Here is a 17,319-nt window from a genome sequence, read left to right as displayed (position 1 = left end):
AAATGGTGGAGGAGCCGCTTAGCGATATCTCGATCAATGTATAATAAGCCCGAGCGGATATCGTCGTTCGACGGCGTCCTTCGCGGCAGGTGATGGCCACACCGGAATCAACCGGATGTTCGCGATTCATGTGCTCGTGTAAAGTTGGGCCGCATCTTAATAGCCATTAAAGTACTCTCTTATCTGCGGAACGCAGCCAACTCTATGAATGCTACATACGCCCGGCACCTTGTAATCTTTGTTGTCATCTTGATTGCCTTGAATTTTCTGTTCCAGTGGCACATCTCGATTATCGGTAGTTTGTTGTTAACGCTTGGGTTGAATTTTGCGTTCAGCTTTTTTGATAATCGAGCGTCGCAATAGCTTTCGTGCGGGATCGACCGTATCGAATCTCGGGCGGCAAAGTCCTGTCGATGAAGAAAGATGCGACCTGGTTACTGCTGGGACGAACCTTCAGACAGCCCGTCCAGTTGCGGCCGCGCTAGCCCAATGCCATCTACGGGCGGTATTCCTGGCGGATCGGCGTAAGCCGACGGGCAAATTCATTCTGTTTTCAATGCGATTGCCGGACGGTTCGCGCCGTTGCGCTAAGAAAGTAGATGGCATAGAGCTTCGCTTGCTACGGCGGATGCTTCATGCGTCTGGATACTGTCTTAATCTGCCACTAGAGAAGTGCATAGCATTCCCAGGGGGAACGCAATCAAATGGGCGAAGTCAGCGGATAGCATTTGGCCGTCTTCGGGGAGATGGATGAAGGACCACGTTGCACGGGCGATTAGAACCAGCAGGATCAATGCGATGATGGGCCAGCGAATCGGTGACGCCAGTCCAGCGAGCGCCAATCCAATGCATCCGTAGTAACCCGCGGATGGGCCAACATCCTGGACATGCCATAGCAGCTGACCGCGATGGGTAGAAGCCATCGCATTGACGGCCAGTACACCGATCGTCATCAAGGCGAGCGTCGTGATGTGAATGCCGAAGAACGTCGCAAGGGATCGTGTCGTTCCATAGTTCCATTCAACGTACCCGACCCCCAGTCCGAACATTGCGATCGAACTGTAAAATCGCCATCCCCCGGCGGTAAACAGCAGCGAAGTGATAGCGCGATGCACTTGCCCTTCAACAATCAGTCGCATGGAGTAACCAGCACGGTCTTGAATGGTCTGGTCAAGTAAACCGACGTGGCTTCGCCCGTAGATACCGGCTGCAATCAGGACCGACAGCATCGTAAGGGTGAAGGGCAGTCGTAGCAGGGTGTTCATGGTTTCCATTTCTTAGCCGGAGGACGTTGCCTTTCGTTATCATGCTTTTCATCGCGGAAGATTTTTTGGCGGACGGAAAAGTTAGTGCCGGACGAAAACATAAAATCATACCGCGTACCATCGCCGATGTTACCGCACGTCAAATATTCGGATGTTACAACCGACGCGAATCGATTGACGAACCGTTTGATCGCGTCGACGGTTCGTGTCGTTGCGGCGTTCGGGATCGTCATTCTTAGTCGGCCACTGCAACACAGATCGCCCCGATGGTGATGAGAGCAACTCCGATAGTAGCTGTCAGAGAAAGCCGTTCATGTAGAAACAGAAATGCAATGATCGCGACCAGGACGACACTCAATTTGTCGATGCTGGCGACTTGCCCCGCCTTGCCGATATCTAGGGCTCGGAAATAGCAGATCCAACTCCCGCCAGTGGCCAGGCCCGACAGTATTAGAAATGCCACGCCTCGCCGCGGTATCGATTTCACGAGTGCAAACTGTCCGCTAATGCACAGCAAGGTCGAAACGAATGCGAGAATGACAAGTGTTCTTATGAAGGTCGCCACGTCTGGCGGAATCCCTTTGACCCCAAGTTTGGCAAAAATCGCCGTCAGCGCAGCGGCTAGCGCAGACAACATTGCCCAGAACTGCCAACTAGTCGTCATTCCGTGCCAAAAGTTCATTTTGTGTCCTTTTAAGTCCCCGGGGACTCCGTTGTGATATTCCGCCCTGTTGGACGCATGCCAAACGTCTCTGGCATGCTGACCCAAATCGACGGCTGCCGCTGCATTTCTCGACTAGCCAGTGAATCTTAAAGTGTCGCCTTTCGCTCCGGACGCAAAATCTATAAGTAGTGGATTCCGAGTGGGATCCATTGTCTGGCGACGGTAGGTACGGCAGCCACATAGCTAACGCTCGCCAAAGCGTGGACTGACTGGCAATACGCCAGCAATAAATTTCACGTCACCCACGAAAAGGGACACCAACCAAGCCGATCAATATAAATTCACTGGCTCAGCGGGCGACAGATACTTGTCGACCGCTTGAGCAGCCGGAAGGAGACGTTTGCGATGCCCGTTGCCGAATACTGCTATTTCAGGGCAGTCTCAATAGCGACAATACCTCTTTTAGGCCAACCGCTTTCCCTTGTTGTGCCGTGTCCCCCACTTGTCTTGGGCCTATTTCATGGCGTCAAGGTTTCAGGTTCTCGATTGATCCGTCTGGATAGATCTCACCTGCGTCGCTGATTGAAGATGGATGCGATTCGCGTTGCCTGCCAGCGCAACTGCGCTCTTTATTGGCCGAAATTTTTTACCCCAATTGTTTGATCCGTTGGGGGGGGCGGCTACCAGGTGCCGATGCTTTTCAAGCCTTCGGTTTCCCAGACGTTGACGCTCCCTTTCTGTCCGGCGGAAAAAACTCGCGTTCCATCGGCGGTGATGCCTGTTGCAAACAGAAAATCACCCGGCGCCGCGGTTGCCGACACCTGCGCCCCGGTACTCGACTCGTGAACGCGAACCTGGCCATTCGCAGTGGAACTGACCACTCGTGTGCCGTCTCCGATAAAGGCAATCGAAGTGACTTCGTCAGGAAACCCGCCGATGGTTCGAATCCGTTGCATCGTTCCGACGTCCCAAGTTTTGATTGTCTGGTCGGCGCTGCCGCTGGCAAGTATCCGTCCGTCATTCTTCCATGAAATCGATAGAACATGGTGCGTATGCCCATCTAACGCACCGATTACCTTTTCGGATTGAACGTCCAGCAATCGAATCGTCTTATCGGCCGACGCGGTTGCCAAGACGCGATCATCTGGTGAAAACCGGACTGCCAGTACGGAGTCGCTGTGAACGTTGTCGAACCGCCGCAGCACTTCACCGGTCGCCGTTGCGACGATGATCACTTGTCCGTCACGACTGGGGGTACCACTGCCGATTGCGATGGATTCACCATCGCCGCGAAAATCTAATGCGGTGACTCGGTCCGCAATCAGTTCAGAATCGATTCCTCCGATCGACTGAATCAGTTTCCACCGGTGCTGTAACGCGATTACCTGCGGTGGACCAAATGGATCATGGACCACCAATCGATCTCCGTCGACCCACTGCGCCCCCGATGAAAACGTCGCTGATCTTGAATCGCTCAGCTGGTCTCGGTCAATCGGTGCTCCCGTCTGTCCATCAAAGGTTCGGACGCCACCTTTTGCATCGACTACCGCGATGCTCAAATCGTCAGGTGAAAATGCGATCGACGTCACGCTAGGCCAAAGGGCAGCGTTTGCTGTTAGTTGCGTGTGCCGGTACTTTAGCTCGCCAAGTTCGTTTTTGCGCAGCCGAATGATGTTTTGATGTTCAGGGATCTTTAGCGACGCAAGATCACGCGTTTTAGTGGTGGTAACCAATGCTTGGTCACGTTCCGTCAGATCGGCCTGTTTTGCTTGAACCTCTTTCTCGGCCGCCACCAACGCGGCGTTTTGCTTTTCCAATGCAGCCGTTTCTGCGGTCACCCTCGCATTCGCCTCGGCAGCAAGTTTCTTTGCCGCGGCAAGTTGTTCGGTCGACTGTGTCTTCGTTTTTTGTTCGGCCAGTATTTGCGTTTTCTTTTCGGCCACACGATTGGCAAGTTCTTTCGCAGCCGGCTCTTCCGTGGTCATTGCGGCCTGTTTCTCCAGCAGTTGTAACTCCGCGGTGGTTTTCTCCAGTTGCGTTTTGTTTGTTGCGATCAAGCCTTCTGTTTTCGTCGCTGTTTGATTTGCTTGTTCAATCTGCGACTTCGCTTCGGCAATTTTGACCTTGGTCGCGGCGATTTGTTTGGCTGTTTCGTCGCGTAGTTTCGTCTTTTCTGCCAGGGCTTTGCTGGCGTTCTCGCGCGCTTCTTTTACTTTCGCAAGCGCGGCGTCTTCGGTTTCCAGCGACTTCTTTAACACTTCGGATTGCTTTTCCAACGTCTGAAGCCACGCTTCTTCTCGCCGCAGGTCATCATCAAGTGACTGGATTCTTAGCCGTGACTTTCGATCACCCGAGAGAGTTAAAAGCAGTTTTCCGTCATCAAGATTCCAGACCTTGGATTGGCCATCGCTGCCACCGGTCGCGATTCGGTTATTCGTGTGACTGGTTGCTAGCGCGACGATTGGCGATTCGTGATTGAATTGGTGAAGGGCTTTGCCCGATGTGTGATCGATGACCGTCGCGATCCCGGATGCAGATCCAACGACCAATTGATTCTTTGACGTAAAGACGATCGACGTTGCGTCTTTGACTGCATCAAGCGAAGGGATTGGTTTTGGTTGTTGCGATTCGAACAGACGGATTTGCCCCTCCGTACCGAGTGAAGCAATTGTATGCCCGTCGGGACTTTGTGCGACGGAGGCAATGGAGTGATCTAACTGCAGGACCGCAGTGGGCGATCCGTCTGTCGCTGCGTGAATGGCCAGGTCACCCGTTTCGTAACCGATCACGAAAGAATCCTGATGCCCCCAGGCCACGTCTGCAACAGAGGCCGACGCAGGAACCGAAATTCGCTTTTCGCGGGACTCTAAATCCCAGACTTCCACATCACCGATCGCGTTGACGATTGCCACGGCCGTATGATCGGGATTGAAGGCGACCGGCCCGCTTGCTCGCTGCAGTGCGGGCGGTACCTCGGCGGTGTTCGGTAGTCTTTGCCAGATTCGCACCGTGCGATATCCTCCGGTGGCGATCCGATCTCCGAGCGGAGAAAATGCGATCGCCTGAATGACATCGACATCCGCAACGCCTGATTGTGACAGTTGATCATCCACCAGAGTGTCGGCAACTTTTCCCGTTCGGGAATCCAGCAGTTCGACTCGATTGGCATGCCCAACCGCAACGAATTGATCGTCGGGCGAAACCGCGAGCGAATAACTGCTGCGAATGGTCTCGGGAACCGGTTGCCAATCGATATCGGCGCCCGAATGCTGATCGATCGTTGCACCTTGTGCGATCCAATTGCGGATCCGCGTCAGCTGATTCTCGGTCAATCTTTTCGCGCCGACGGTATTCTCCTCCGGCGGCATCGGGTCGTTGTCGTCGGTGAGTCTGGTGTACAGCAGGCTGGCGGCCGGGTCAGTACTTTCCCACAGCACGCCACTATCGCCACCGACCAGCAATGCCTTGACCGTTTCAAGTGACAGGCCCCCTTCGGCTTGTTTGGCGCGGTGGCAGGCGACACAGTTTTGCTGCAGTATTGGCAGGATTTCTCGTGCGTAACTGACCGCACCGTCTGGCGTCGTTGATTCGGCGTTTGCGGTCATCGCAATCATGCCAGCGATACAAACGCATGTCAGCAGCGACGAAAAACGTATCATTTGAACGGTTTTAGAGGGAATGAATCGATACATCGGTTACTGCACCACCAGTGTGATCAGGGACGACGGCACATAGACGGTGAAATCTTTGACAGCTGTCTGTTTTGTAATGGATTCGATCTGTTTTTCAGCTTCGGCGATCGCTTTGTCGATCGCCGCGTGTTCATCCGCGCGGCTCTCGTCAGCTCGCATGGTTTTCAGGTCATCGCGAAGCTTCGTCGCCCTTGTCAACGATTGCGGATTGACCGCAAACTTGACCTTGGTTTCACCTTGTCCCCAAAAGGTATAGGTCCCCGGTTTTGCATTTGCAGTCACGTCGATTGTCCATTCGGCTTCGGACTTATCGGCGGGGATGGTTAGGTCACCGGCAGCGACGCCGGCCGGCAGATTTTTGCCGCGCAACACGATCGCGTCCTTGCTGCCTTCCTGACGTTGAACCTTGATTAAAACCTTTGGCTTCGTTCCTTTGGCGGTCGTGATCGGTTCGGTGCTGGCCGGATCAATGCTAACGGGATAAACGTCCAATTCCGACGACGCGATTGCCAAACTGTCGGTCAATCGTGTGTGTGCGGTTGGTCGATATCCATCTTTCTCCCAGACGACCGTCACGGATTTTGCAATCCGTTTCGCGGGGGCGGGATTTGCAGGGGCTGAACTGGCGGGATCGGAGGCTTCTTTATCACCCGCCGCTTCAATGCCGGTACCATCCATGGCGATTCCTTGAACCTGAAATTCAGCTTGCTGAATCGGCGCTTCTGCGGATGCCGTGACAATTAAATCCGTTTGATTCTGATTGGACGCAATCCACGCAGGCGGGCAAGAAAGACCTGGCGGAAGATCAGGGATCGTAACTTTAATGGGGGCGGTCATCTGGTTGCGAATGGCGAACACTCGAATCGTCAATGCGCCGCCACGGGCTAAATGCGCTCCAGTTGGTCGGGAGACATTGGCGTCTTTGTTTGGGTAAACGTGATAGGCAGCGAGTTCCCAGGAATCGTTCGGCGGTGCAACCGACAGTTGGTATCGTTGAACCGATCCCAAGGATAAGCCCGTGTCCAAATCCGTCAGAGTGATCCGGTAGTCGCCGTCTTCAGGGGGCGTGAAATTCAGGATCGGGTCGTTGGTCGCAAGCCGAATAACGGCGTCCGTCACATTGTGGCTGTCCTCTGCGGTCGCCACACGTTGCCAGGTTCGCACACCCGCTGCGTCGTCGATTGCACGTTCGACAACCATTCGTACATCCGTTGGCTCGCCAAGTCGCTGCGAAACCACTTCGATGGTTACCGGAGACGCTTTTTGGAGTTTGCAAATGAACTGGTCCTGGTCCGTCGGGGAATCAAAATCAGACTCCACCGCGCCGGGAACCTGCAGGTTGACCGTCGTATCCGATTCAGCGACTCGAATAGGTTGCAGTGCCGGTGCGCTGATCACAAGCGGATGCTGGGCGATAGACGAAGGTGGCGAATCCGAATCGGTTGACTCGGTCACTTGCAATCCGTAGGAATAATCGGGGCCACCACGATAGAGTGCGTCATGAATCATGATCGTAAGTGGCGCGGTTTCTTCCGCGATAAAGGCAAACTCTAAATCGGAATAATCCGTACCGATGACACTGCGAATCGTCTGCGCCTTGCGATTGATTAGCGAAGCGGAAGCAAGCATTCGCGAATCGATAGAGTGCGTCATCAATCGGACGAGGTACTCCTTTCCCGCGACGACGGGCAATGAATAGAAGTTGCGGGATTGTGACGTCGCGTGATTAAAATAGACCGCGTCCAGAGCCAACGGGCTTGCCGAGGACGGATCGGACTGCACAGGGCGGATGGGCTGTGCGCCCTTGTCGACTAGAATCGATCGTGGGTTGGATATGCCAAATCGTCCGATCGCGCGGACTTCGTATCGACCCTCGGGGACGTCGGGCGAAAGCGTCACGCGAAAATTTCCGTAACGTTTGGTCTCCGCATTTGTCAACGGCTGAGGTGCCGCCATCAGAACGGTTGCGACGATTCCAGGATGGGAGAATTCCAGTTGTTCGGATTCGTCGGTATGGCTTCCCGCTGCAACGGCAACCTCATACTCGCCGCCGGGGGCGAAAATGGATTGTGAAAGCGAACGTAGTTCGATAACGGGCAACTGCGCAGATGCGGACCGGTTCGGGAGGAACAGGTTGGCCAAACATAAACAGAGCGCGAACCGCGCAAGCCGAGGCCACGCAATTGTCGGGAAGGGAATGTGTCGCATTAGTGGTTGAACAGAAATTCTTTAGAGTTCACTAAGGCCCAAATTAAATCTTCCCAGGGCTCTTTTTGATTGTGACGTTCCCCTAAATAGCCAATCGCCGACTTCAGCTCCCGGTCGGCGGGTTCACGACTGAGCGCAAGCTTGTACAGCTCGCGAACTTTTGCTTCGACCGGTCGTGTGTTGTCGGCTGCAAAGGAGGCCGCCCGACCGTTATCCGTGGTCAGTTTTTTTTGCATTTCTTCGGAGTTCAGCAAGTGCAAGCTCTGCGCCAAATTGGCCTCCGATGACCGCTCGCATTCACAAGCCGTTTTTGAATCGGGTTGTCCAAAGACCGTCAAGAAATACGAATCGAAACCGGTGTCGGGAAGCTGGACGGCGCGGGTGCCTGTCGGCATTCCCGCGAACGTCGTGGTCGATCCTGTCACCGCATCAATCGAATCGAGAAGCGTTTCAGCTTGCAGTCGCTTGGGGTAAAATCGCGAATGACTGCGGCGATCGATCACGTTCTCTTCGGTTGCATTCGAGGATGCCGAATAGGTTCGTGAAAGGCAGATTAATCGAACCAAGGCCTTGATGTCATACCCCGACGCGACAAATGATTCCGCCATCGCATCCATCAATTCCGGATTCGATGGAGGATTGGTTACACGCATGTCGTCTTCTGGTTCCACCAAGCCGCGACCCATGAAGTGTTTCCAGTATCGGTTGACAAAAGCTTTGGCGAAAAATGGATTCTCTGGTGATGTGACCCAATCGCTAAGTTCTTTCCTGGGGTCCATCGCGGTGTCGATCGCAATTGCTTCGGCATCTAGCCCAGCCGGTTGGACCGCCTGCCCAGTCTTGGGATGCTTGGCCGAAGGCGCCGCGATAAGGGTGACAAAAGTAGCATCGGTCCCTTGCGTCTTTTTCGAGATGGTTGAAAAGAACGCGGACATACGAGCGTAATCTTCCTGGGTCCATTTTTCGTAGGGATGGTGGTGGCATCGTGCACACTGGATCCGTTGCCCTAAGAACAATTGGCTGATGTCTTCGACTCGTTCGTTTTGGTCCGTGACTTGGTCCAGCCATGCGGTCGCGGGATTGCTGAAGACGGTTCCGCTGGCGGTCAGCATTTCGTCAACGATTTGGTCATAGGGCTTGTTGTTTCGGAATGACTCGCTCAGCCAGTGGTGAAACAGCACATTGGATACTTGCAGCGAACCGCCACTACGGCGATTCCTCAGGATCACGCCCCACTTCCGTGCAAACAGGGTTGCGTAGTCGTCACTGGCTAGCAGACGTTCGACTAGCGTCTCGCGTTTTTCCGCCGATGGGTCGGCTAAAAATTCGTTGGTTTCAGCAAGCGTCGGAATCCTGCCCGCTAGATCCAGGGTGACGCGACGCAGAAACGTCGGATCGTCACATTGCGCAGAGAAGGGGATTCCAAGGGAATCCAATTTCTTGCCGACGAATTGATCGACCACGTTGGTTGCTTCACTGGCAAATTCATACGCCGCATCGATGTTTAGTGGGACTTCCGCACGGAACACCGTGACATGGCCCTGATACCGAGCCATGACGGCAACGTCTCCGACCAATTTTGCGGTCTGGACCAAGCCCGTGTCGGAGACTTCGGCCATCTGGGTATCGTTGGATTCGTAAACCGCTGCACGTGTGACGTCTTCCACCGATCCGTCGCTGTACGTAGCGATGACCGCCAGTTGCTGGGCGCTGTCGCCCAGCATTCGTTTGACATTTGGATACGCTCGAATCGAAGTGACGCTGACAGCGCTGCCCGATTCAAACGGCATGCCTTGCGCGATCCAGCGTCGGAGCAAGCGATATTCATGGGAATCGGTAGTGGTGCGGGCACCTCCGCCGTGCGGCATCGCGTTGACCGTTTTCTGCAACAGCAAACTGCGATCGGGCGAGGCCAGTGAAACACGACGGCCGCGTGATTCGGCGACCAACCGTTTATAGTCTTCCTCGGGTTCGAAGCCGAGCAGCGACAATCGGAAGCCATTTTGCCCGGCAATTTTTCCGTGGCATCCGCCTCCGTTGCATCCCAGTTTGGTGAAGATGGGCACGACTTGGCCACTGAAGCTGACCGGCTGTGTTTGACCGGTTCCCGTTACGGTCAGTGTCGTTGTGGATTGTTCACCATCGTCGGCGCTCGCCGTGATCGTGACGTTTCCGTCAGCCAATGGAGTGACCATCCCGGTCGCATCGATCGAAACCAAACCGGCTGGCGTCGCGTCGTAACGGACATTCCGCGTCCAGTCGGCGACGATGCCATTGGCTTGTGTTCGCGAGACGATCAGTTGCAGCCGAGCATCCTCGCCGATGAGTTGGGTTGCCCCTTGGGCTTCACCGTTTTCGATCCGCAGCAGATCTGCGGCCGATAACAAGGATGCAGAATATGCAAACGCCATTGCGAGCGTGTAAATGGCAGAGCGAATCATTTTGTGACGATTCATCATGAAATCAGCTCGGCGATTGGATCGCTGTCGACCAAGAACTGGGGACGACCGGTGGGGTCTGCAATGGTTGTTGAATGGGTGTCGATGCCCAGAGTGTGGTAAAGCGTTGCGACCACCTCTTGCATGTCGACCGGCCTCTCAACGGCTTCTTCGCCAAGTCGATTGGTGGCGCCAATCGCTTGCCCGGTTTTCAATCCGCCACCAGCCATCCAAGCACAGCTGACTTTGCTCCAGTGATCGCGTCCCGCTTTTGCGTTGATTTTGGGCGTTCTTCCGAATTCGCCCCAAACGACGATCGCCACATCGTCCAACATTCCCCGTTCGTCCAAGTCTGTGACGAGGGCACTTAGGCACTGGTCCAGTTTGCCGCCATGATCGCGGACCATATCAAAGTTTTCACTGTGGCTGTCCCAGCGGCCATAGCTGAGGCTGACAACGCGGACGCCAGCTTCCACCAAGCGGCGTGCCATCAGCAGTTGATCGTTGCAGGTTGGTGCACCATCGTATTGGTATTTGTAGGGTTTCCCATCGCCATAACGTGCGACGATTTTGGGATCTTCCTTGGTCAGGTCCAACGCATCAACCAGCTTGCTGCTGGTCAACACATCCAAAGCCCGCTGACCAAACGCATCCATCCCTTCCATCGTGCCGCTGATGTCGATGTCTCGCCGCATCGTGTCCAGTTCGGTGAGCAGGCTTCGACGATCGGCTAGTCGATCAAAGGAAATTCCCTTAAGCGTCATGTTCTGCATCCCGGGGCCGTCAGGTTTGAACGGCGAGTAGGCTGACCCGAGGAACCCGGCTTGGCCCGAATCCGACCACGGAACGTGGCGAGTTTTTGCTGCCAGTCCAACGAACGGAGGAACCGATGGATCAACCGGTCCTTGTATTTGCGCGACGGCCGAACCGATCGAAGGCCGTCCACCAAGGTTTCTTAACGAGTTGCCGTCCCAACCGGTTAAGCATTGCACGCCATCATGCCCGCCGCGACACCCGACGACGCTTCGAATCACGGCGGCTTTATCCATTAGCGTCGCCAGCTTAGGAAAGACTTCGCAGATCTGAATCCCGGGCACGTTGGTGCTGATTGGCTGGAATTCGCCACGAACCTCGCTTGGTGCTTCAGTCTTGATGTCCCACATGTCTTGGTGGGGAGGCCCACCGGCAAGGAAAATATTGATTACCGACTTATGGGACTTCGTCGATCCGGAAGCCGCTTCGGCGCGGTAAAGATCCGCCAGCGACAGACCTCCAGCACCGAATGAAAGTGCGCCGACCTTTAAAAAGCTGCGACGGTTGTGCCCGTCGCAATAGCGACTGGCGGGACCCTTGATCGTTAACATGACCAGGCCGAGGTAGGTGGGGAGGGGTGAGGTGGGGCAGGGCAATCGTGGTGTTAGGTTGCCCCTGCGGTGAAATCTGACGCCAGTATACCCGCTTAACGGGGGTTGCTGCAATCTTTTTTAAAACAGAGGAAACCCTTTTGGGAGTTGGGAGTTGGGAGTTGGGAGTTGGGAGTTGGGAGTTGGGAGTTGGGAGCTGGGAGCTGGGAGCTGGGAGCTGGGAGCTGGGAGCTGGGAGCTGGAGAATGGAGAATGGAGAATGGAGAATGGAGAATGGAGAATGGAGAATGGAGAATGGAGAATGGAGAATGGAGAATGGAGAATGGAAGCCGCTCGTTTGCTTTGTTATTTGAAGCGCGCGGTTCCTTCGATTCCTTGGTTCATTCGCCTTTCTCTATGTAAAAGTTTAGACTGGGGCATTGAACTGTGTCCCTAGCCGACAACTGAGAGGCTTCATCTGAGATGAAAGTCATTGTAGATCTGTGCGTCGTCCCGATCGACGTTGGTGTATCCGTAAGTAAATACGTCGCTGAGTGCCAGAAAGTGCTGCAGGACGCTGGGCTGGAGCATCAGCTTCACGCGTACGGCACGAACATCGAGGGTGAATGGGACGATGTGTTTGCCGCGATTAAACGCTGCCATGAACGCGTTCACGCTCTCGGGGCACCGCGAATCACTACGACCATCAAAGTTGGGACTCGCACGGATCGCGAGCAGTCGATGCAGGACAAAATCGACAGTGTGACGGAGAGCAGGCCCTAGCGATTTTCACCGATTAGGTTTGGTTGCGTCCGCCAAAGCACTCTTCGCGGAATCATTTTAGAAAGATTTGCGGCCGCGCGATCACGTCCTTTACCACTCCAGGAGTGGTAAAGGATCCAGCTTTCTTCTCGCCCGCGGCTTTGCCTGCTGTTTTCTACTTGGCAGCCGCGCTGTCGTTGGGTTGGTCAACTTTCTTAAGGAATTTAAAGATGTCGCTGCCCGTGGTGAGGATCAGGGTGCTGTCTTTATCTAGCATCTCTTGGTACGACTCCATTGTCATGATGAATTCGTAGAACGCGACCGAATCGTCGTTTTGGTTGTAAGCTGCTGCGTAAATTTCGGTCGCCTTCGCGTCCGCGACGCCGTGAATTTCCTGAACCGTTTTGTAGGCTTCGGATTCGATTCTCAGTAAGTCACGTTCGCTCCTGCCCATGATCTTCGCCGCTTCGCCGGCTCCTTCACTGCGAAAACGTTCCGCGATCTGCTGCCGCTCACTAATCATGCGTTCGAAGATACGCATGCGAACACTTTCGTTGTAGTTGATTCGTTTGAATCGGACGTCAAGCAATTCGATCCCAAAATCGGTGAGCTTGCTGGCAGCCTTGGCGAAAATTTCCTCTTCAATCTTTGCACGGCCCATCGTGATCGGATAGAGCATGCCAATGTTGCCTGGTGCGTCGACCAGGGTCGCATCGAGATCGGGTTGGCGATCTTTGGTGGTGCGGATGATTTCGATCAATTCATGTTTGGCGATGGCATTGCGGGTTTCGCTGCCAAGGATGTCATCCAAGCGAGACTGGGCACTACGCTCATCCCGCAACCGCAGAAAGAACTGTTTTGCATCGTTGATTCGCCATCGTCCAAACGTGTCGACTACGATGTAGGTCTTGTCTTTGGTTGGCATCTCGTTGGGGCGACCGTCCCACTGCAGGGTTCGCTTTTCGATGCGAGTTATTTCTTGGATAAAGGGCGTTTTGAAATGAAGCCCCGCATCGCTGATCGGATCGCCAACCGGTTTGCCGAATTGTGTGATGATGATTTGTTCGGTTTCAGAGACGGTGTACGCGCTGCTGTAGCCGAGGAAAGCCGCCAATGCCAGGGCAATGACCAAGAGGGGGAAGAAAGCACTTTTCATCGTTGGCCTCCTTGGGAGTCCGTTGACAGTTGCAGCAATGGCAAGATTTGGCTGGCTTCTTCGTCGATGATGATTTTTTTACCTAAGTTGGGAACAACCTGTCGCATCGTTTCGATATAGATGCGTCGTTTGGTCACCTCGGGGGCTTTCAAGAATTCGGTCAACACCGCATTGAAGCGGGACACATCCCCCTCGGCTTCGTTGACGCGTTTGAGTGCGTATCCCTCGGCGGCTTGAATCTTCTGTTCGGCTTCGCCGCTGGCGCGAGGTACAACCTTGTTGTATTCACCGTTGGCGACGTTGATCATCTTTTCCCGTTCCTGTTGGGCTTGGTTGACTTCGTTGAACGAAGGTTGGACCATCACAGGTGGATTGACATTCTTTAGCTGGACCTGATCGATACTCAATCCAAGCCGGTACTTGTTCACTACTTCTTGCAGTTGAAGCAGCGCGTCCACTTCGATCTCTTGCCGTCCCACGGTAATGACTTCGTCCACGGTGCGATCACCGACCACGGAACGCATGACCGATTCAGAAATGTCGCGCAGCGTCTCGCCGGGGTTGCGTACCTCGAATAGAAACAGCTGCGGTTCCCGGATTCGGTACTGGATAACCCACTCCACGGTCGCCGCGTTCAGATCGCCAGTGACGATGTTGCGTTCTTCTGCCTGCTCTGACGAAAACTGCGTCGCGTCCAGTCCGCCCTCGGTGCCAAAACCGAATTCCTGTTTTAGCTGACGCTTTACAGGGACGATGAACACTTGGTCGACGCCGAAAGGGAGCTTGAACCGCAGGCCCGGATCGACCGTTTTGATATATTTGCCAAACCGCAGGACGACGCCCTGGGATTCCGCCTGGACCGTGTAGATGGAGGTGTATACGAAAATTGCCAGGAGAATGGCGGGAGCCCCCCATAGGAGAAGAGGGCGGAGATTCTCGATTTTGCCCCAGTCAATTTCGCGTAGGTCGCCGCGTTCAAAACTCATCTGGTTGATCGATCGTGACAAAGGATGTGCCGGTGCATCGCATCGAGATGCATGAAGTCATCGAAGGATGACTGGGGACCTGATGGTACGCCCGGCATGGTGTAGATGATACTCCCCGACTGCTGATCAGCCGGAGTGACAGGATCTAGTATAGCCCGGTCCGGCCTGTCATTCCCAGTTTTGGCGATCGATCCTCTCCTCCCTTTGGATCAACCCTTGCGGCAATTGCGCAGGTTCCGAAATTTTTTCTTCAATCGGTCAGCACCATCATTTCGGCAGCTTCGGGTCGTAGGTCAATGTGTCCGGTCGTGTGCAGAATGGAGATGCGGGCAGTCCATTGCGGTTATAGAGATTGCAGTTGTCCGGTGTGACCGAGTAGGCGTACCGTACCGCCAGCGGGGAGGAGACATTCGCACTGGTAACCACAATGGTCTTCCCCTCGATCTTGGCCTTGGCTGGCTGCCACATGCCCGACTTGTCAATCATTTCGAAGTTTGCAAGTTCGGAGTCGGGCGTTTCTTGCGGGGCTGCGAGCCCTTCTTTGTCTGCCACCATCAGGCCACTCTCGGCATGATGGAAGTGTAGAACCGCTCTGTCTCCGACGATCTCTTGACGATCAAACATTGGGCCGCTGAAAGCGATCTTATGGCCGTAGTCCTTTGCTAATGCCCAGCTTGCGAGACGTTGCCCCACGTCGATTTTGTTTGGCGGGTGAATTGCCGCCCCATCAATGTCGACGGTAACGACCATCCCTGAGTTTGGGAGATCGGTCGCCAGTCGCTGCTGTTCACGGAGGTAGGGCCAGCCGTCTCCGGCGCCACTACCGGGAAGCTGCACAAAGTAAACCGGTAGTTCCTCGTTTTCCAAGGCTTGACGCCAACCCTTGATCAACGCTCGCATCTTGTGCTGGTAGTCGCGTGGGTCTTCCTGAACGCCGCAGTTCGATTCCCCTTGGTACCAGATCGCTCCGCGTACGGTGAAGAGACGGATTGGGGCGATTCGAGAATGGAACAGGCGGCCCGGCAGCCAGTTGGTGTCCCGTGCACGTACGCCGCCCGGAAGCTTCCAGATTCCGTCCAGATCGCCTTGGTTCGCTAGTTCCAGTTCTCGTTTTAGTGTTGGATGCGCATCGAAAGCCGTTTTGGGGATAAAGGGTTCGATAGGCGTTCCGCCCCGCGAGGAATCGATAATGCCAATCGGTACGCCAAGCTCCGCATGCAGACGCTGGGCAAAATAAAAAGCGACTGCCGAGAAACGGGAAACCGTTTCCGGAGTGCAGACCGTCCAGGTTGCCTGCTGGCCCAAATCGCTCAGCGGTTCCGAGCTTTCGGCTGCATGGATCCGGCTGAATCGGATTGCCGGCAGGTTCGCGGCGACGATGTCAGCTTGAGCGGCGTCCAGTTCACGCGACACTGCGCCGACGGTCATCGCCATGTTTGACTGACCGCTCGCGTGCCAGACTTCACCCACCAGGATGTCGTCAATCACAACGGACTGCCGACCGCTATCAACACGCAGCGGCCTCCCTTGGACGCTGACTGCAAGAGGCTGAAGAGTGACCGACCACGCTCCCTGCTCATCGGCTGATGCCTCTGCGGTTTGGTCGGCAAATGTAACCGTCACCCTATCGCCTTCGTCTGCCCATCCCCAAATCCGAACGGGTTGTTCACATTGCAGGACCATATGATCTGCGAAGATTCCGGCAACTCGCATTTCGGCTGCATAACTGACGGCTACGGGCAGCAGTGTCGCTGCCACGACCAGTAGGTGATTGATGAACGGTCTCATTTCTTTTGGTCTTTTATCTATGCGGATCGCCAAGTCAGCGTTTTCATTTCATCGTTCCAGGGGTGCGCCGCATCGGTCGTGTGCGTGGTGAGGGCGATACCATCGGGTGATAGTCGAGCCGTTGTCCAGCCGGTCGTCGATTGGGTTGGATTGCCAACGTACGATGTGGCAGGCATGTTGAGAATGTGAATTCCTTGATGCTGTGCGTAGGTGCGATCATGGATATGCCCATGAATGTACGCTTTGACCCACTTGCGTGGCCCGACGACGTTCCATAGTTCTTGGGAATCAACCAGCCCTCCCGGGAAATGCACTGGATCTCCACCCAGCCGAGGATTGTGATGGGTCACAATAATTGCAGGCTTGGTTTGAGAAGCATCCAGTGCCGCTGTCAGCCACTGAAGTTGTTGCTTGCCGATAGTCCCCTGGGTGACCATTGTCTTTTGCAACGAGTCGAGCAGAAAGAAATTGGCATGAGCTGTTTCGACGACCGAAATATGTCGTGACTCGACCAGAGGCTGATCCGGGCGTTGCGTCTTCATTACTTCGTAGAACGCTTCGCGGTTATCGTGATTGCCCAGAGTTAGATGGGTGTCGATACCGGCTTCTTGCAGCGGGCGAATCAGTTGGGCGAAATGCCGATAGTCACCATGCTGTCCGTCTTTCAAAGCCAGGTCGCCATTGATCAGCACGCACGCTGGCTTTACTGGCCTTTGAACTAATTCGGTGACAACCTGACGGAGGTGACTAGGGACCGGGGAATCCGTTGGGTGTTTTTCGCCGATGTGCGTATCATTCAGCAAATAGATCAAGTCGGGATCGACTTCAGCGGCCTTTGCCGCCGCAGCGTGGCGGCCGTACAGCAGAATGCTCGCACCCGCAGCTTGCAGGACACGGCGACGAGTTAAAGCGGCAAGGTGTATCGGCATGTTGGTTTCTCCTAAGGGGCCGGCGAGACTTTCTTCGAAAGAATATCATAACCACCGCACCAGCCGCATGCCCCCAATTGACGCCCGT

The 17,319-nt window shown here is 54.8% G+C and carries 12 protein-coding genes; 2 read left to right on the top strand and 10 right to left on the bottom strand.

Annotation, left to right across the window (positions count from 1 at the left end):
* Positions 1-204 precede the first annotated feature (204 nt).
* Positions 205-363 (top strand): hypothetical protein, encoded by a 159-nt coding sequence (locus FF011L_RS26605; protein ID WP_218932869.1) that lies wholly within the window; start codon positions 205-207, stop codon positions 361-363.
* Between the two features lie 290 nt (positions 364-653).
* Here FF011L_RS26605 and FF011L_RS24960 read toward each other — a convergent pair whose 3' ends face one another.
* From FF011L_RS24960 to FF011L_RS24935, 6 genes are all read right to left on the bottom strand, one after another.
* A complete protein-coding gene (locus FF011L_RS24960) occupies positions 654-1,265 on the bottom strand; it encodes a hypothetical protein (protein ID WP_145354643.1) in 612 nt (203 codons plus the stop codon).
* 235 nt (positions 1,266-1,500) lie between these two features.
* The gene (locus FF011L_RS24955; protein ID WP_246109619.1) at positions 1,501-1,947 is read right to left on the bottom strand and encodes an EamA family transporter; all 447 of its coding nucleotides are present in this window, start codon (positions 1,945-1,947) and stop codon (positions 1,501-1,503) included.
* A 662-nt stretch (positions 1,948-2,609) separates the two neighbouring features.
* Positions 2,610-5,588: a c-type cytochrome domain-containing protein gene (locus FF011L_RS24950; protein ID WP_218932868.1), complete on the bottom strand. Its 2,979-nt coding sequence runs from the start codon at positions 5,586-5,588 to the stop codon at positions 2,610-2,612.
* 36 nt (positions 5,589-5,624) lie between these two features.
* Positions 5,625-7,829 carry a hypothetical protein gene (locus tag FF011L_RS24945; protein WP_145354641.1) on the bottom strand — a complete coding sequence of 735 codons (2,205 nt, stop codon included), beginning with the start codon at positions 7,827-7,829 and terminating at the stop codon, positions 5,625-5,627.
* Positions 7,829-10,288 (bottom strand): DUF1549 domain-containing protein, encoded by a 2,460-nt coding sequence (locus tag FF011L_RS24940; protein WP_218932867.1) that lies wholly within the window; start codon positions 10,286-10,288, stop codon positions 7,829-7,831. Before FF011L_RS24940 ends, FF011L_RS24945 begins: the two co-directional genes overlap by 1 nt.
* A complete protein-coding gene (locus tag FF011L_RS24935) occupies positions 10,285-11,631 on the bottom strand; it encodes a DUF1501 domain-containing protein (protein WP_145354640.1) in 1,347 nt (448 codons plus the stop codon). Before FF011L_RS24935 ends, FF011L_RS24940 begins: the two co-directional genes overlap by 4 nt.
* A gap of 462 nt (positions 11,632-12,093) precedes the next feature.
* Between FF011L_RS24935 and FF011L_RS24925 the strand changes: the two genes are divergently transcribed.
* Positions 12,094-12,393 carry an MTH1187 family thiamine-binding protein gene (locus FF011L_RS24925; RefSeq protein WP_145354638.1) on the top strand — a complete coding sequence of 100 codons (300 nt, stop codon included), beginning with the start codon at positions 12,094-12,096 and terminating at the stop codon, positions 12,391-12,393.
* 154 nt (positions 12,394-12,547) lie between these two features.
* Here FF011L_RS24925 and hflC read toward each other — a convergent pair whose 3' ends face one another.
* From hflC to FF011L_RS24905, 4 genes are all read right to left on the bottom strand, one after another.
* Positions 12,548-13,528: a protease modulator HflC gene (gene hflC, locus FF011L_RS24920; RefSeq protein WP_145354637.1), complete on the bottom strand. Its 981-nt coding sequence runs from the start codon at positions 13,526-13,528 to the stop codon at positions 12,548-12,550.
* Positions 13,525-14,514 (bottom strand): FtsH protease activity modulator HflK, encoded by a 990-nt coding sequence (gene hflK / locus FF011L_RS24915; protein WP_145354636.1) that lies wholly within the window; start codon positions 14,512-14,514, stop codon positions 13,525-13,527. Before hflK ends, hflC begins: the two co-directional genes overlap by 4 nt.
* 267 nt (positions 14,515-14,781) lie before the next feature.
* A complete protein-coding gene (locus tag FF011L_RS24910) occupies positions 14,782-16,302 on the bottom strand; it encodes a sialate O-acetylesterase (protein ID WP_246109618.1) in 1,521 nt (506 codons plus the stop codon).
* Positions 16,303-16,319: 17 nt separating this feature from the next.
* On the bottom strand, positions 16,320-17,231 hold the full coding sequence (locus tag FF011L_RS24905; protein ID WP_145354635.1) for a metallophosphoesterase family protein: 912 nt from the start codon (positions 17,229-17,231) through the stop codon (positions 16,320-16,322).
* Positions 17,232-17,319: the final 88 nt, after the last annotated feature.

This window comes from Roseimaritima multifibrata, assembly GCF_007741495.1.
GTDB lineage: Bacteria > Planctomycetota > Planctomycetia > Pirellulales > Pirellulaceae > Roseimaritima > Roseimaritima multifibrata.
Note: the sequence above shows the minus strand (reverse complement) of the source record. Positions and strands in the feature narration are given on the sequence as shown.